The organism is Winogradskyella psychrotolerans RS-3 (assembly GCF_000427335.1).
Taxonomy (GTDB): Bacteria; Bacteroidota; Bacteroidia; order Flavobacteriales; family Flavobacteriaceae; genus Winogradskyella; species Winogradskyella psychrotolerans.
This window is the reverse complement of record NZ_ATMR01000094.1, coordinates 1-16421: the sequence shown is the minus strand read 5'-3', so window position 1 is coordinate 16421 and position 16421 is coordinate 1. Positions and strand designations below refer to the sequence as shown.

Annotated in this window: 14 protein-coding genes and 1 pseudogene; 11 read left to right on the top strand and 4 right to left on the bottom strand. The window is 33.6% G+C overall.

Going from position 1 to position 16421, the window contains the following annotated elements; translation table 11 throughout:
- Positions 1-7 precede the first annotated feature (7 nt).
- Positions 8-1132, top strand: a complete 1125-nt coding sequence (locus ADIWIN_RS07870) for a glycerate kinase (protein ID WP_020898131.1) — start codon at positions 8-10, stop codon at positions 1130-1132.
- Between the two features lie 3 nt (positions 1133-1135).
- Here the strand turns inward: ADIWIN_RS07870 and ADIWIN_RS07865 are convergent, their stop codons facing one another.
- On the bottom strand, positions 1136-1390 hold the full coding sequence (locus ADIWIN_RS07865) for a DUF3098 domain-containing protein (RefSeq protein WP_020898130.1): 255 nt from the start codon (positions 1388-1390) through the stop codon (positions 1136-1138).
- Between the two features lie 139 nt (positions 1391-1529).
- The gene (locus ADIWIN_RS07860) at positions 1530-2408 is read right to left on the bottom strand and encodes a cell division protein FtsX (protein ID WP_020898129.1); all 879 of its coding nucleotides are present in this window, start codon (positions 2406-2408) and stop codon (positions 1530-1532) included.
- A gap of 206 nt (positions 2409-2614) precedes the next feature.
- Between ADIWIN_RS07860 and ADIWIN_RS07855 the strand changes: the two genes are divergently transcribed.
- The 6 genes from ADIWIN_RS07855 to ADIWIN_RS07830 all read left to right on the top strand — a co-directional run bounded on the left by ADIWIN_RS07855 (position 2615) and on the right by ADIWIN_RS07830 (position 10126).
- Positions 2615-5656, top strand: a complete 3042-nt coding sequence (locus ADIWIN_RS07855; RefSeq protein WP_020898128.1) for a leucine--tRNA ligase — start codon at positions 2615-2617, stop codon at positions 5654-5656.
- A 25-nt stretch (positions 5657-5681) separates the two neighbouring features.
- The gene (locus ADIWIN_RS07850) at positions 5682-6518 is read left to right on the top strand and encodes a polysaccharide deacetylase family protein (RefSeq protein ID WP_152487233.1); all 837 of its coding nucleotides are present in this window, start codon (positions 5682-5684) and stop codon (positions 6516-6518) included.
- A 102-nt stretch (positions 6519-6620) separates the two neighbouring features.
- Positions 6621-7049, top strand: a complete 429-nt coding sequence (locus tag ADIWIN_RS07845) for a hypothetical protein (protein ID WP_020898126.1) — start codon at positions 6621-6623, stop codon at positions 7047-7049.
- A gap of 347 nt (positions 7050-7396) precedes the next feature.
- Complete coding sequence (gene ald, locus ADIWIN_RS07840) at positions 7397-8497, top strand: alanine dehydrogenase (RefSeq protein WP_020898125.1); 1101 nt, start codon at positions 7397-7399, stop codon at positions 8495-8497.
- Positions 8498-8609: 112 nt separating this feature from the next.
- Complete coding sequence (locus ADIWIN_RS07835) at positions 8610-9305, top strand: zinc metallopeptidase (protein ID WP_040756752.1); 696 nt, start codon at positions 8610-8612, stop codon at positions 9303-9305.
- A 113-nt stretch (positions 9306-9418) separates the two neighbouring features.
- Positions 9419-10126: a Bax inhibitor-1/YccA family protein gene (locus ADIWIN_RS07830; protein ID WP_020898123.1), complete on the top strand. Its 708-nt coding sequence runs from the start codon at positions 9419-9421 to the stop codon at positions 10124-10126.
- A gap of 386 nt (positions 10127-10512) precedes the next feature.
- On the opposite strand, the gene ADIWIN_RS07825 is transcribed toward ADIWIN_RS07830, so the two are convergent.
- Positions 10513-12051 carry an Rne/Rng family ribonuclease gene (locus ADIWIN_RS07825; protein ID WP_020898122.1) on the bottom strand — a complete coding sequence of 513 codons (1539 nt, stop codon included), beginning with the start codon at positions 12049-12051 and terminating at the stop codon, positions 10513-10515.
- 323 nt (positions 12052-12374) lie between these two features.
- Entirely contained in the window at positions 12375-12665 is a 291-nt protein-coding gene (locus ADIWIN_RS07820; RefSeq protein WP_008270198.1) for an HU family DNA-binding protein, read from the bottom strand.
- 134 nt (positions 12666-12799) lie between these two features.
- Between ADIWIN_RS07820 and mutY the strand changes: the two are divergent.
- The 4 genes and pseudogenes from mutY (at position 12800) to gldD (ending at position 16380) form a co-directional block, all read left to right on the top strand.
- A pseudogene (gene mutY, locus ADIWIN_RS07815) lies at positions 12800-13839 on the top strand (A/G-specific adenine glycosylase).
- 88 nt (positions 13840-13927) lie between these two features.
- Positions 13928-14383, top strand: coding sequence for a single-stranded DNA-binding protein (locus tag ADIWIN_RS07810; RefSeq protein WP_020898119.1), 456 nt, complete (start codon positions 13928-13930; stop codon positions 14381-14383).
- Positions 14384-14403: 20 nt separating this feature from the next.
- Positions 14404-15723: a gliding motility-associated protein GldE gene (locus ADIWIN_RS07805; protein ID WP_020898118.1), complete on the top strand. Its 1320-nt coding sequence runs from the start codon at positions 14404-14406 to the stop codon at positions 15721-15723.
- An 87-nt stretch (positions 15724-15810) separates the two neighbouring features.
- A complete protein-coding gene (gldD, locus tag ADIWIN_RS07800) occupies positions 15811-16380 on the top strand; it encodes a gliding motility lipoprotein GldD (RefSeq protein ID WP_020898117.1) in 570 nt (189 codons plus the stop codon).
- Positions 16381-16421: the final 41 nt, after the last annotated feature.

Below are 16421 nucleotides of genomic sequence, written 5' to 3'. Positions count from 1 at the left end.
TTATTGCATGAAAATTATTTTAGCACCAGACAAGTATAAAGGTTCGTTAACAGGACTCGAGTTTTGTAATATCATTGCTCCCATTTTAACAACATCATTAAAAGCCAAAGTAATAATCGTACCATTGGCAGATGGTGGAGATGGCACTATTGAAGTAGTCAACTATTATTTAAAAGGAGAGATCATTCACGTTAATGTTACCAATCCTATATTTAAAACTGTTGAAGCAACTTTTTTATATGCTAAAGCTTCTAAAATTGCATTTATTGAAATGGCTGAAGCGTCTGGCATGAAACTGTTGCAACCTAAAGATCAAAATTGCATGCACACCACCACTTTTGGTACTGGCGAGTTAATTCTTAAAGCTATAGATAAAGGTGCTCAGCATATTATTTTAGGTATTGGAGGAAGTGCAACAAACGATTGTGGTATTGGTATGGCAAATGCCTTAGGCTATCGTTTCTTAGACCAAGAGAACAACGAAGTAAAGCCAATTGGTAGCGCGCTCATTACTATTTGTAAAATTGATGATACGCTTGTAGATAAAAGGTTAAAATCTATTAAATTTCAAATCGCTTGCGATGTTACAAACCCACTTTACGGACCTAACGGAGCGGCTCATATTTATGCCAACCAAAAAGGAGCAACTGAAGCTGATATTAATTATTTGGATACAGGTTTACGTAATTTCTCTAAAGTATTAGATCAGCATTTTAATCTTACAACTCAAAATATTGAAGGTGCTGGTGCTGCTGGAGGAATGGGAGCAGGTGCTATCGCTTTTTTAAACGGCGAACTTCTTCCTGGTATTAATCTTATAAAACAGATTGCAGATTTTGATACTAAAATTAAAAATGCAGACTGGATTATTACAGGCGAAGGCAAATTAGATCATCAAACCTTATCTGGAAAAACATTAAGCGGAGTCTTAACTTCCGCAAAAGAAAACCATATAAAAGTAGCTGCTTTTTGTGGTAGTATTGATGTAACTCCTGCAGAACTCAATGAAATGGGAATCGCTTATAGTGACGCTATAATTACTAAAGCCAAAAACTTAGAAGATGCATTATCAAATACAACCATCTATTTAAAGCAAATTACTAATGAGTTTAGTGATTTTATAAATCAATAAAAATTATTTCTTATTTGGGTTTAAAAGAATAGCATAAACCTGAATACCAAAGCCAATTAAGACAAGCGTTGGTGCTAAACGAATACGTCTCCAACTAAAAATAGACTCATCAAAAACATTAGGATCGTCACTACCACCTCCTGACATTAGTATAAAACCAATAACAATAAATGCTAAACCTATAAATAAGAATTTATAGTTTTTCTTTCCGAAGATAAATTCAGATTTAGAATCTTCCTTACGTTTTTGTTCTCCCATGGTTTTTTGAGCTATGCTTTAATCCGTTGCAAAGTAACAGATTTATTTATTAATATGACTTCAGATTAGTATTTTCCTAACACTTCAATATTACAAAGATTTATTAAATAGTCTTAATATTCAACGTTAAGTCACCGAATTAGTAATACAAATGATCCGTTTTCAAGTTTAAGAAACGTTGCGTTGCGATAAATGTACTAATCCAAGTAATTAGAATACCTAAAACGAAAATACCAACAAACAGACCTGCAATCAATACGGTGTTTTTCAGTAATTCTAATTCTGGGAATGTAATATCTAAATAGTATAAAACGACCGCCATTCCTGCTAATGCAACTAAAGCACCTATGATTCCTAATTGCACACTTTTCCAAATAAAAGGTCTTCGAATAAAGCTTTTCGTCGCCCCAACCATCTGCATGGTTTTTATAATAAAGCGCTTAGAATACACCGCTAAACGAATAGAACTATTAATTAATAACACCGCAATTAACGTAAATAAACCACTAATAATTAATACCCAAAAGGTGATTTTTTTAACGTTATCATTCATCAGTTCCACTAAATCATTATCGTATCTTATTTCTTCAATAAATGCTTTATTAGAAAGATCTTCCGTGATTTCTGTTAATTGTTCTGTCGTTACAAAATCGGCTTTTAAGTGTACATCAATCGAATTCTTTAAAGGATTGTAACCCACAAAATCCATAAAGTCTTCACCTGTTTCTGCTTTCATAAATTCAGCAGCTTCTTCTTTAGATACGTAAAGCGCATCTTTGGTATAATCTGCCATCGCTAAACTTTTCTTTAGCTGATTGACTTCAACCTCTTTTGCTGTGTCATTTAAATAAATGGTCATAACCACTTGCTCTTTAAAGTGATCAGCCACTTTTTTAGAATTGATAACTAAAAGACCTAAACAGCCTAAAAGAAACAAAACCAAAGCGATACTTATCACTACAGAGATGTAAGATGATATCAATTTACGTTTTTGATACTTGTCAAAAGATGATGCCATAAATGAATGTGGATTTATGCTGTAAAAATAATAAAGAATTTGCTTATGTTGAACAATACAACGTTTAGTTTTTAATTGTGTTGTAATAGGTTTAAATTTGCGCTTTAAAGTAAAGGCAAATTCGCGCAAAGGCGCTAAGACGCAAAGAAAACTTTCATAAAGATATACTTTGCGACTCTGCGCCTTTGCATGAAAAGACAACTAATATGACATACAATTTCAACGCCATAGAAAAAAAGTGGCAAGACTACTGGGCAAAAAACCAAACATTTAAAGCTTCTAACACAAGTGACAAACCAAAATACTACGTGTTAGATATGTTTCCTTATCCATCTGGAGCAGGTTTGCACGTTGGCCACCCATTAGGTTATATTGCTAGTGATATCTATGCGCGTTATAAACGTCACAAAGGTTTTAATGTCTTACATCCACAAGGGTATGACTCTTTTGGTTTGCCCGCAGAACAGTATGCTATTCAAACAGGTCAGCATCCTGCGATAACTACAGAGGCGAATATAAAAACGTATCGTCGTCAGTTAGATCAAATTGGATTTTCTTTCGATTGGAGTCGTGAAGTGCGTACCTCAAATCCTGAATATTATAAATGGACACAGTGGATTTTTATTCAATTATTTGAATCTTGGTACAACAACGATTCAAACAAAGCTGAGCATATTGATACTTTAGTTGAAAAATTTGCTGCAAAAGGTAATGCAACGGTAAATGCCGCTTGTGATGAAAATATTGAATCATTTACATCTGAAGACTGGAATAACTATTCATCAGAACAACAACAAGACATCCTTTTAAAATATAGATTAACGTATTTAGCCGAAACGGAAGTGAACTGGTGCCCAGCATTAGGAACCGTTTTAGCTAATGACGAAATAGTTAATGGAGTTTCAGAACGTGGCGGCCATTCTGTAGTGCGTAAAAAAATGACCCAATGGAGTATGCGAATTTCAGCTTATGCGGAACGCTTACTACAAGGTTTAGATACCATTGATTGGACCGATGCATTAAAAGATATTCAAAAAAACTGGATTGGTAAATCCGTTGGAGCTTCGGTAACATTCAATGTTATTCCTGCTGTCTCGTCGAGCGCAGTCGAGACGTCTCACAAAATCGACGTCTTTACCACAAGACCAGATACTATTTTTGGAGTCTCATTTATGACACTAGCACCAGAACACGAGTTAGTATCACAAATTACAACAGCAGAACAAAAAGAAGCCGTTGAAGCTTACATAGATAAAACAGCGAAACGTAGCGAACGCGATCGTATGGCAGATGTAAAAACCATATCTGGAGTCTTTACAGGTGCTTATGCTGAACACCCATTTTCTAAAGAACCTATTCCAATCTGGATTGGCGATTACGTGTTAGCAAGCTACGGAACAGGTGCCGTTATGGCGGTTCCTTGTGGAGATCAACGTGATTACGATTTTGCGAAGCATTTTGATATTGCCATTCCAAATATATTTGAAGGTGCCGATATTTCTGAAGAAGCTTATGCCTCTAAAGACAACGTAAAAATTACAAATAGTGATTTCCTTAACGGCATGAATTATAAAAAAGCGTCTAAACTCGCTATTTATCAATTAGAGCAATTAGGACAAGGCGAAGGCAAAACCAATTACCGTTTGCGTGATGCCGTTTTCTCTAGACAACGGTATTGGGGAGAACCATTCCCAGTATATTACGTTAACGGAATGCCTCAAATGATAGATAAGGCACATTTGCCAATTGTGTTGCCAGAAGTTGAAAAATACTTACCAACCGAAGAAGGTGAGCCACCTTTAGGACGTGCAGATGTTTGGGCTTGGGACGTAAATCAGTCTTCAGTGGTCAGTAATCAGTTGATAGATCATAAAACGGTTTTCCCTTTAGAATTGAATACCATGCCGGGTTGGGCAGGTAGTTCTTGGTATTTCTTCCGCTACATGGAAGATGCGGCTAATAGAGATGGTGTTTTTGCTAGCGAAGATGCATTGAAGTATTGGGAAAATGTAGATTTATACATTGGTGGTAGCGAACATGCTACAGGTCACCTACTTTACTCGCGTTTCTGGGTGAAATTATTGAAAGATCGCGGTTTTGTAAATGTTGAAGAGCCTTTTAAAAAGTTGATTAACCAAGGAATGATACTTGGGACTAGTGCTTTTTTCTATTCAATAAAAATAGAAATGGAGTTGCAGGTAATTGAAAAAGACGAATCAGGTAAGATTATTAGTGAAACTAAAATTGAACCAGTTAAGGATTATATTATTGAATTTAATTTGATAAATAGTCCTGGTAATACAACCCAAGCATTAGTTTATAAAGCTATTGATGAAATCACTAATAATTTTTCTTCAGGATCGAGTGATTCTAACTTTGAAATAAAACTACTTAATTATTCTGATGGATTAGCTCATGGTAAGAATGTTGACGTTAACCTAATTAATCCAAGCACAAATGAATTAGATATCAATTCTTTTATATCAGATATTCGTTACAAGGATTATCAGGATGCAGTTTTCATCACCAATAATGCAGGTATTTATAAAGTAACTCGCGAAGTAGAAAAAATGTCAAAATCTAAATACAATGTGGTTAATCCTGACCAAATTGTAGAAGATTACGGTGCAGACAGTTTAAGACTCTATGAAATGTTCTTAGGACCATTAGAGCAATACAAACCTTGGAATACCGCTGGTATTACAGGAGTCCATAATTTCCTTAAAAAACTATGGAAATTATATGTTGGTGATGATGGCCTAAAAGTTAATAATGCACAACCGACTGCAGATAACTTAAAAACATTGCATAAAACGATTAAAAAGGTTGAAGAAGACATTGAGAATTTCTCTTTTAATACCTCGGTTTCTACTTTTATGATTGCTGTAAATGAATTAACAGCTCAGAAGTGTACAAGCAAAGACATTTTAGAACCTTTATTGATTTTAATTTCTCCTTATGCTCCGCATATCGCTGAAGAATTATGGTCGCAATTAGGTAATGCCAATTCGATATCAACAGTTCAATTCCCAATATTTGATGGCAGTCACTTAGTCGAAAGCAGTAAAAAATATCCCATTTCTTTTAACGGTAAAATGCGTTTTACACTAGAATTACCAATGGATATGAGTAAAGACGATATTGAAAAAACCGTTATGGCTCACGAAAAAACCATAGCACAATTAGATGGCAGAACACCTAAAAAAGTAATTGTTGTTCCAGGTAAGATTGTAAATATTGTTGGGTAAACTTCTAAAACATATCATCATAACTTTGTTGCCAATTATAAGTTGGTCTCAAAGTTATGTTGGCACGGTTTCCAACTATCCTATTCATTTAGAACTTAGTAGTTATCCACATGATAACGACTCCACTTCTGGCGAATTAGAAGGTTATTATTTTTACGATTCTAAATTGATTAGCATTCCTCTAAGAGGACGCTATAATGATGAATCTATCACTTTAATTGATGGTTATTATTTCAGTCCTGACAGAGTTAGTGATGCTGATGAAGTTTTTCAATTAACTAAAAATGGCAACCAACTTATTGGACATCTTACTTTAAAAGAGGAAACCTATTATGTTATTTTAACTGAAACAGAAGAAGAGCCCTTAGAGGAATTCAGAAATCCTAAACTGACATTTATTAAAGATAGTATCGTTAATTACAAGGACAAACAGTTAGTTTGGTTTCATGAAAAATATTCTAAGCTCCCCTTATTTAGATTAGGCAACGGATTTTCAAAAGAACAACGTACGGTTTTTAATCCTATTTTAGATGCTATTCATTTGGAAGATGCCAAAGATAATTTAGATTGTAATTCTTGGTTCGAAATTTCATACGACATCAACCTCGTCGATAGTAAATTTATAAGTTATTTAAAATATTACAGCGTCTATTGTGGTGGCGCGCATCCTTCTCATGGCAATATTGCTTATAATTTTAACCTTGAAACCTTAGAAGTTATTGAGAAGATTGAATCGTTATTTCCGAAGGTTGATTTCTTTCAAAAGTTAAAACCAAATATGATAATACGGAAGCTGATCTACAGGAAGAATGCGAAACCTTTGTTGACGACAGCTATTGGCAATACAAAACATGGAATTTAACACCCGAAGGTGTACTACTTATTCCTAGTTATCCGCACGCTTTAACACCATGCGAAGAAAATTATTTTTTAAGTTATTCTGAACTCACCAAAGCCTAGCCTTATGATTTCAGATAAACCATCTTTAGAGAAACCAACACCAAGAAAGAAGCCTAAGCAGTTAAAGGATTATTTTGATTTTCGTAATAATCAGGTCAATCAAATTGGTCTAATACTCTTTTCTGCATTTATAATTAGCACCTCTATACATTTCTTTTTTGAAGAACGATTTACCGAAAAACAGTGGCAAACACAACCCATGACGCGTCATAAAATTGTAGATGATCTTATTGACTCTCGTGTTTTATTGAACAAATCGAAACCCAATGTTATAAAACGCTTAGGTCAGCCAAGTTATATTTTAACTAAAGACATCATATTATATGAACTTGGCTTAGCGCCACAATTTAACAGCGACCAAGTAGAACATCTCTATATTGAGTTTAGTAATGAGAAGGTTTCTAAAGTGTCTTTAACACTGTATGATTATTAATGCCTCAGCTTTAACCCTATTTTTATTTGTAATATTGTTTAGAGCATCAATAATCACAACACCACTTCCTCAAAAATTTCTATTATTATCCCAATATCATATTGCTCCCAAAGACAACTCGATTTTTAAGAGTTTTCAAAATTAAAGCTTCATAATACTGATTTCATAAAAATAAAATCATCGTTATATTAAAATTTGCACAACTAGTTTTTTTGATGGTACTTTCTTACTCATATTAATCTCAAAATCTACAAAACCTATGAAATGAGCTTAATTAAAAAATTGAATCTAATCGATAATTTAATTAGCGAATTCCATTTGACAGATTTATTAAATTTAAAAAACAAATGAAAATCGGAGTTCCAAAGGAAATCAAAAACAATGAAAACAGAGTTGGTATGACACCATCTGGCGTTTTCGAGCTAACAAAAAACAAACACATTGTATATGTTCAGAAAGATGCTGGTTTTGGAAGTGGGTTCTCGGATTTAGATTATATAAATGCTGGCGCTATAGTTTTAGAGACTATAACAGACGTTTACACCTCTAGCGACATGATTGTAAAAGTAAAAGAACCAATTGCTGAAGAATATCCTTTAATTCAATCACATCATGTTGTATTTACCTATTTTCACTTTGCATCTAGTGAACCATTAACTAAAGCCATGCTAAAAAGTGAATCGGTTTGTATTGCTTATGAAACCGTTGAAGATAAAGATGGTTCCTTACCATTATTAACTCCAATGTCTGAAGTTGCCGGAAGAATGGCTATTCAGCAAGGGGCAAAATATTTAGAAAAACCAATTAAAGGTCGTGGAGTATTATTGGGAGGAGTTCCAGGTGTGCCTCCAGGAAAAGTATTGATTTTAGGTGCTGGTGTCGTGGGTATTCAAGCCGCAAAAATGGCTGCAGGTTTAGGTGCTCAGGTAACCGTTATGGATATTAACATGAAACAATTACGTTATGTAAATGATGTGATGCCTAGCCACGTGGTGACTGAATTTTCAAGCGAATATAATATCAGAAAACGTATAAAAGATCACGACTTAATTATTGGAGGTGTCTTAGTGAGAGGAGCGAAAGCCCCAAAATTAATCACTAGAGATATGCTTAAAGATATGCGTCCAGGTACTGTTTTAGTAGATGTGGCTGTCGATCAAGGTGGTTGTATGGAAACAACTAAAGCAACAACACACGAAGACCCAACATTTATTATTGATGATGTCGTACACTATTGTGTGGCAAATATGCCAGGTGCTGTACCCTATACATCAACTTTAGCTTTAACTAATGTAACATTGCCTTATGTGCTACGCCTAGCAAACCAAGGATGGGAAACCGCTTGTAAAAATGATGAAACCTTAGCAAAAGGTCTTAATATCGTTAAAGGTAAAATCGTCTATGAAGAAATCGCTGAAGCCTTCAATTGGTCTGTTGATGCTATATAAAGCAGTTGTTGTCATTTAAATCCTGACAAAATTTCTTAACTCAAATTTGGCTCATTATTTGCAATTCATTTATTAAATTTACATGAATTAAAAATTTCAAATTATGAGTGGAATGATAGGATATTACATACTAATTGGTGCTATTGCTTTAGTAAGCTGGTTAGTGAGTAATCAACTTAAAAAGAAATTTGCCAAATACTCCAAAATACAATTACGAAATGGTTTGTCTGGAAGAGAAATTGCAGAAAAAATGCTGGCAGATAATGGTATTACTGATGTAGAGGTTATTTCTACACCAGGACAATTAACAGATCATTACAATCCAAAAAATAAAACAGTGAACTTAAGTGAGTCTGTTTATAATCAAAGAAACGCTGCTTCGGCTGCTGTTGCTGCTCACGAATGTGGACACGCCGTACAACATGCACAAGCTTATAGTGCATTAGGTATGCGTTCAGCGTTAGTACCAATTGTAAGTGTAACCTCAGGAATGTCGCAATGGTTAGTCATTGGTGGTTTAATTTTAGGTGCTGCCGCAGGAGTTGGACTAGGCTATTGGGTTGCCGTTGCTGGTTTAGTTTTTATGGGCTTTGCGACACTATTTAGTTTTATCACTTTACCAGTAGAATACGATGCAAGTAATAGAGCATTAGCATGGTTAAAGAATAAAAACATGCTAACTCCAGATGAATACAAAGGTTCTGAAGATGCATTGAAATGGGCAGCTAGAACGTATTTGGTTGCTGCAATAGGTGCATTAGCCTCTTTATTATATTGGGCACTACAAGTGTTTGGTGGTAGAGATTAACAACTTAAAACATATAAAGACAACTAAAGCTCTGAGTAATCGGAGCTTTTTTTTATTTGAAATACTATTCAAATTACATACATTAGTTAAACTAACCAATCCTTAAATCTAAAATGGAACAACAATTCCCAGGAAAAATTATGATCGGCAGTCTGTCTGAAGTTGATCGCGTTGCTTTTTACAAAAAAACATACTCACATGTGGCCGGAGGTGTGCTTGTCTTTATTTTATTTGAATACCTTTTACTCCAAAGTGAAATGGTCGTCAGTTTTATGCTCTCTATGACACAAGGCTATAAATGGCTATTGCTACTTGGAGGTTTTATGTTAGCCACAAATTATGCCGAAGGCATGGCTATGAAAACGACCGATAAAAACATGCAGTATCTAGCTTATGGCATCTACATATTTTTTGAAGCCCTAATTTTTGTACCTATGCTATACATGGTAACAGAACTGATGGGACCTTCTGGTTCAGATATTCTTTATCAAGCTTCTATTGTGACTTTAGCACTGTTTACAGGTTTATCTGCTGCAGTATTAATGACAAAAACTGATTTTTCATTTCTAAAAACCGGATTAACCATTGGGTTTTTCATTGCTATTGGTTTAATCGTTGCAGGAACCTTATTTGGTTTTGACCTAGGCTTATGGTTTTCTGTTGGGATGTGTTTATTGGCTGGTGGATCAATCTTATATCAAACATCTAATTTGGTAAAAACTTATGGAGTGGAAGATTACATTCCTGCAGCCTTAGGGTTATTTGCTTCATTAATGCTATTGTTTTGGTATATCCTTAGAATATTTATGTCTAGAGGTTAATTCTAATTTAGAATATAGATTATAAGAAAGCCCAACTAAAAATTTTAGTTGGGCTTTTCTATTAAGTATTTTATTTTATCTTAAATTTTGTTAAAAAAACGAAATAAAGTTAATATAGCATATAACTATATTAAATCTGTTGTTTTCTAAAGCTTATAAGTGGCGTAAATTTGCACCCGCTTTAAAAAGCCCAATACATTAAATATAAAAATTATGAAGACAAGTAACAGAACAGTAACAGAAAGTAAAGTAGGAACGAAAACGTTAAAATTTGGTAACGCAAGTTCACTAGTTTGGAATACAAAAAGACGTTACAAATAGATATAAATTTACTTTAAAAGTAAAAAGCCCAACTGAAATTTTCAGTTGGGCTTTTCTAATAGATATTATTCAATTTTGTCACCATTTTTATCGTAAAAATGATATTCAAGATAAGTGTAAGCATCTCTAGGTAAAATTTTCACCCATTTTTTATGTTCAATAAACCACTTTGAACGCACTGATGGAAACCCTTTGGTTAAAAAGGCTGCTATAAAAGGATGTGTATTAAGAGTCACCTTTTTATAGTCTTTTTTCAAAATGCTTTGTAGGTCTTGATTAATACGTTCCACCACTTTAATTGGTGCTTCGATTTCATCGCCTAATACATTAGGATTTTCTTCTTTCGTTTTAATATTGCGTTCTGGCCTAACGCGCTGTCTGGTTATTTGCACTAATCCAAACTTACTCGGCGGCAATATTTTATGCTTTGCTTTATCATCTTTCATCTCATCTCTAAGATAATTATAAAGCTTTTTTCTGTTTTCTGCTTTTCCCATATCGATAAAATCGATAACGATAATGCCTCCCATATCACGTAAACGCAATTGTCTAGCAATTTCTTGAGCAGAAATCATGTTCACTTCTAAAGCCGTATCTTCCTGGTTCTTCTCTTTATTAGAGCGGTTACCACTGTTTACGTCTACAACATGAAGCGCTTCGGTATGTTCTATAACCAAATAAGCACCTCTTGACATAGATACTGTACGACCAAATGATGTTTTTATTTGGCGTTCGATACCAAATTTTTCGAAAATAGGTCCATTCTTGTGATACTTCACTATGGATTCCTTATTCGGTGCAATTTGCTGCACATAATCTTTTACTTGTACATACATTTCTTCATCATCTACAACAATACCAGAGAATGAATCATTAAAAATATCTCTCAAAATTGAGGATGCTTTGTTCATTTCTCCCAATACTTTAGTTGGGTGATGTGCTTTGTACAATTTTTTACACATTGCTGTCCATCGATCCAGCAAATTCTGTAAATCACTATCGAGCTCGGCAACTTTCTTGCCTTCCGCTACTGTACGAATAATAACACCAAAACCTTTAGGTGTGATACTTTTAACGAGTCTTTTTAGGCGGTCTTTTTCTTCTTGCGATTCAATTTTTTGAGAAATTGAAATACGGTTAGAAAAAGGCACCAAGACAATGTATCTTCCTGCAATAGACAATTCTGAACTAATGCGTGGTCCCTTTGTAGAGATTGGTTCCTTTACTACTTGTACTAAAATGGATTGATTAGATTTTATGGCATTTGCAATGCTGCCATTTTTATCTAAATCCTTTTCCATAGGAAAGTCTTTAAGGGTATAATCCTTTAATTTTCCTGTGCTTACACGTTTAATGAATTTTAAAAGCGAAGGCATTTGCGGTCCTAGATCATGATAGTGTAAAAAACCATCTTTCTCATAGCCGACGTTAACAAATGCAGCGTTTAGACCAGGGATGACTTTGCGTATTTTGGCAATAAAAATATCACCAACCGCAAAGTTATTATCCTCTTCGTCTTTGTGTAATTCAATAAGTTTTCCATCTTTTAATAAGGCAAAATCAACAATATCTGAACTCGATCTTACGATTAATTCCTTGTTCATGATGTTAATTTATATCTAGCTCTTCATTGAGATAGATGGATTTCACTAAATTATTTGACACAGGTCTCCCGATTATAAATATCGGGAATCCAACAAATTTGGCAACACTCTATTAAATGCTGCAAATTCTATATCAAAGAACGTTTCTCTAAAACTGAAAAAAGTAGTTATAAAACTACTTTTAACAATTTATTTTTTCTTGTGACGATTAGCGCGTCTACGTTTCTTACGCTTGTGCGTCGCTACCTTGTGTCTTTTTCTTTTTTTACCACTTGGCATAATAAATAATGCTTTTTAAATTAATATTTTGTTTAAATGCTTTCTTAGTTAACCTCAACATTAGATTTAACTCCTTCTAAAAATACTTTAGCAGGCTTAAATGCTGGAATGTTGTGTGCAGGAATTTTTATTGTAGTATTCTTTGAAATATTACGACCTGTTTTTTCAGCTCTTGTTTTAATAATGAAACTTCCGAAACCTCTTAAATATACGTTATCTCCGCTCTCTAAAGATGTTTTTACTTCTTCCATAAAGGTTTCAACTGTCGCTTGGACATCACCTTTTTCGATACCTAATTTATCAGATATTTTCGCTACTAAATCAGCTTTTGTCATTTTTTACTAGTTTTAGGGTTACTATAAATTCTAAGGGATGCAAATATAGGTAATTTAATTTCAATAGTTCAAACGTAATTAATTAAAATTTAACACAATAAACATTTAGTTTTGCTTTTCATTAAAAAAACTAAATGGATTTTAATCACAAATTAATCACCTGGTATTCAGACAAAAAGAGGGAGTTACCTTGGCGAGAAACCAGCAATCCTTACTACATTTGGCTATCCGAAATAATTTTACAACAAACCCAAGTTAAGCAAGGATTACCGTATTATGACGCATTTGTTACTCAATACCCTACAATTTTTGACCTTGCTAATGCCTCTGAAACATCAATTTTAAAATTATGGCAAGGCTTAGGTTATTATTCTAGAGCTCGAAATCTTCATTTTACAGCAAAACATATTGTTAATGAATTGGATGGTAAATTTCCAAATACCTATAAAGACTTATTAAAATTAAAAGGAGTTGGCGATTATACCGCAAGTGCCATTGCTTCGATTGCTTTTAATGAAGTGGCTGCTGTCGTTGATGGCAATGTGTATCGCGTATTATCGCGCTATTTCGGCATTGAAACGCCAATAAACTCAACTTTAGGCATTAAAGAATTTAAATCTTTAGCTTCAACCTTAATAGACCACAAACAACCGGCAACATATAATCAAGCTATAATGGAATTTGGTGCCATACAATGCAAACCGAAAAATCCAGATTGTACTGTTTGCCCTTTTCAAGATAGTTGTGTAGCACTCCAAAATCAAATGGTTGATGTACTTCCTGTAAAGTTGAAGAAAACCAAAGTCACGGTTAAATACTTTAATTTTTTAGTGTTTATGGATCCTAATAAAAAACACTTTTCGAAAAACGCACTAAAAAAGGTATTTGGCAACATCTCTTTCAATTTCCTTTAATTGAATCTGAAAAAAGTTTGAATGCAGAAGAGTTTCATCTTTTAAATTTTGAAGACTATGTATTAAAACCTGAAACCTTAGATTATTCCTTATATAATGAAGTAGATATTGTGCACAAACTATCGCATCAGCACTTACATACTAAATTTTGGATTATTGAGGTAGCGTCACTTCCAAAAGAGGCGATTTTAATTAAAACGCTTACAAATTATCCATCTCCTGTGCTTATAAGTGAATTTATTGAAAATTTCAGTTTTTAGAACCCTAAAGAAATCACATTTTTTTACTACTTTTAAAGTAGTGGTTGCGCAATTGAGTAACTTTACAACTTATTAAAAATTAATTATTATGTCTGGAACTTTAAATAAAGTAATGTTGATTGGAAACTTAGGTGACGAAGTAAAAATGCACTATTTTGATGATAAAAACTGTGTAGGTCGCTTTCCGTTAGCAACTAGTGAAACTTATGTAAGTAAGCAAACTAATGAACGCGTATCTAATACGGAATGGCATAATATTGTAGTTAGAAATAAAGCCGCGGAGATTTGTGAAAAATACCTTACAAAAGGTGATAAAGTCTATATTGAAGGTCGAATTAAAACTAGAAAATGGACCGATGATAAAGGCATGGAACGTTATTCTACAGAAATTCAATGTGATGATTTTACATTCTTAACGCCAAAAACAGATCAACAACCATCACAACAGTCAAAGAAGTCTAACCCATCTAATGCGACTTCTCAATCGCAACCTTCTGCACCGACGCGTTCAGAACCAGAAGGGAATGATGATTTACCATTTTAACCATTTAATCTCACTTAATTTTGGACCCAGAACCCACGGTTTTAATTTCATCCTTATTAATCGCTAATGCTTCATTTATTACAAGTATTATTATAATTATAATTTTACTCACGTGTTCAGCTTTAATTTCGGGGGCTGAAGTTGCTGTATTCTCTTTAACTAAAACGAACTTAGACGAAGGCTTAGAAAACAAGTCACCAGCTATGTTAATTATTGCGACGCTTTTAGAGCGGCCAAAAAAATTACTAGCCACCATATTAGTCGCTAATAACTTTATAAATATTGCAGTTGTTTTACTCTTTGCTTATGTAGGAGAAACATTATTTAGTAGCATTACTCATACCCTTTTTCGATTTTTGGTTGAAGTTATTTCTGCAACATTTTTAATTTTATTGTTTGGCGAAATTATTCCTAAAATTTATGCCAGTAGAAATAGCGTAAAATTTTCTTCATTTATGGCGAGACCTCTACGCGTTTTAGATGTCCTTTTATCACCCTTAAGTTTACCAATGCGCTATGTAACGATTCAAATTCATAATAAATTTGGCAAACAACGTTCTAATCTTAGTGTAGACCAATTATCGCAAGCTTTAGAATTAACGAATGATAAAGACACTACGAAAGAGGAGCAAAAACTATTAAAAGGCATTGTATCTTTTGGGAATACAGATACCAAACAGGTAATGCGTCCACGTATGGATTTATTTGCTTTGAGTATAAACACTCCTTACGACACCATTATTACTCAAATTATTAACAATGGTTACTCTAGAATTCCTGTTTACGAAGAAAGTATAGACACTATAAAAGGAGTCCTATATGTAAAGGATTTATTACCACATTTAAATAAGAAGACATTTGATTGGACCACTATTTTACGTGAACCTTTCTTTGTACCCGAAAACAAGAAACTAGATGATTTAATGGTAGAGTTTCAAACCAAAAAAGTGCATCTTGCTGTTGTTGTAGATGAATACGGAGGCACATCTGGCTTGGTTTCTCTAGAAGATATCATTGAAGAAATTGTTGGAGATATTAGTGACGAATATGATGATGACGATTTAATTTACACCAAACTAAACAATAACAATTATAGTTTTGAAGGCAAGACTCCTTTAAAGGACGTTTATAAAATAGTCGGAATTGAAGACGATGCTGAATATTTTGAAGCCAAAAAAGGAGATGCCGAAACGCTCGCCGGCTTTGTTTTAGAGATTTCAGGGGGATTTCCGAGAATAGGAAGTAAAATAAATTTCAAAAATTACGTTTTTACAGTAGAAGCATTAGAACGCAAACGTATTAAACAAATAAAACTCACTTTATTAGATGCACAAGTATGATTCAGGCGTGTTAAACGGTATTATTACTCAAAAGGGTTGTTAATACCAAACACCATGTGCGCCTTATAAAAACAATAAATAAAACACATGAAACGAATAGTTTTACCTCTTTTAAGTGTATTAATGTTAGGTTGCGGAGATGACACCTTACCTAAACCTATGGGTTATTTAAGACTCGAATATCCAAACGCTGTCTATGAAAAAGCGATTCTTCCTTTGCCTTTTTCTTTTGAAAAAAACAAATTGGCAGATCCCATTACAACGGTAAAATCATTAGGTAAAACTAATGGTGTTAATATTAAATACACACCGTTAAAAGCGACTATTTATCTTACTTATAAAGAAGTTAAAAATGGTAATATTGATAGTTTACTTAGAGATGCTCAAAACCTTACGCAAAAACACGCCATAAAAGCTGATGAAATTTCTCATCAGTTATTTGAGAACAAAGAAGCAAATGTATATGGTATGTTATATGAAATTGGAGGAAACGCTGCATCCCAATCTCAGTTTTATGTTACAGATAGTATTAATCACTTTTTAAGTGGTTCACTTTATTTCTATGCGAAACCTAATTATGATTCTATTTATCCGGCTTCAGAATATTTAAAAAAGGATATTACACGTATTATGGAAACGGTACGCTGGAAGGAATAAGATTATTATTAAAATTTTAAAACAAAAAAAATGCTATCGAA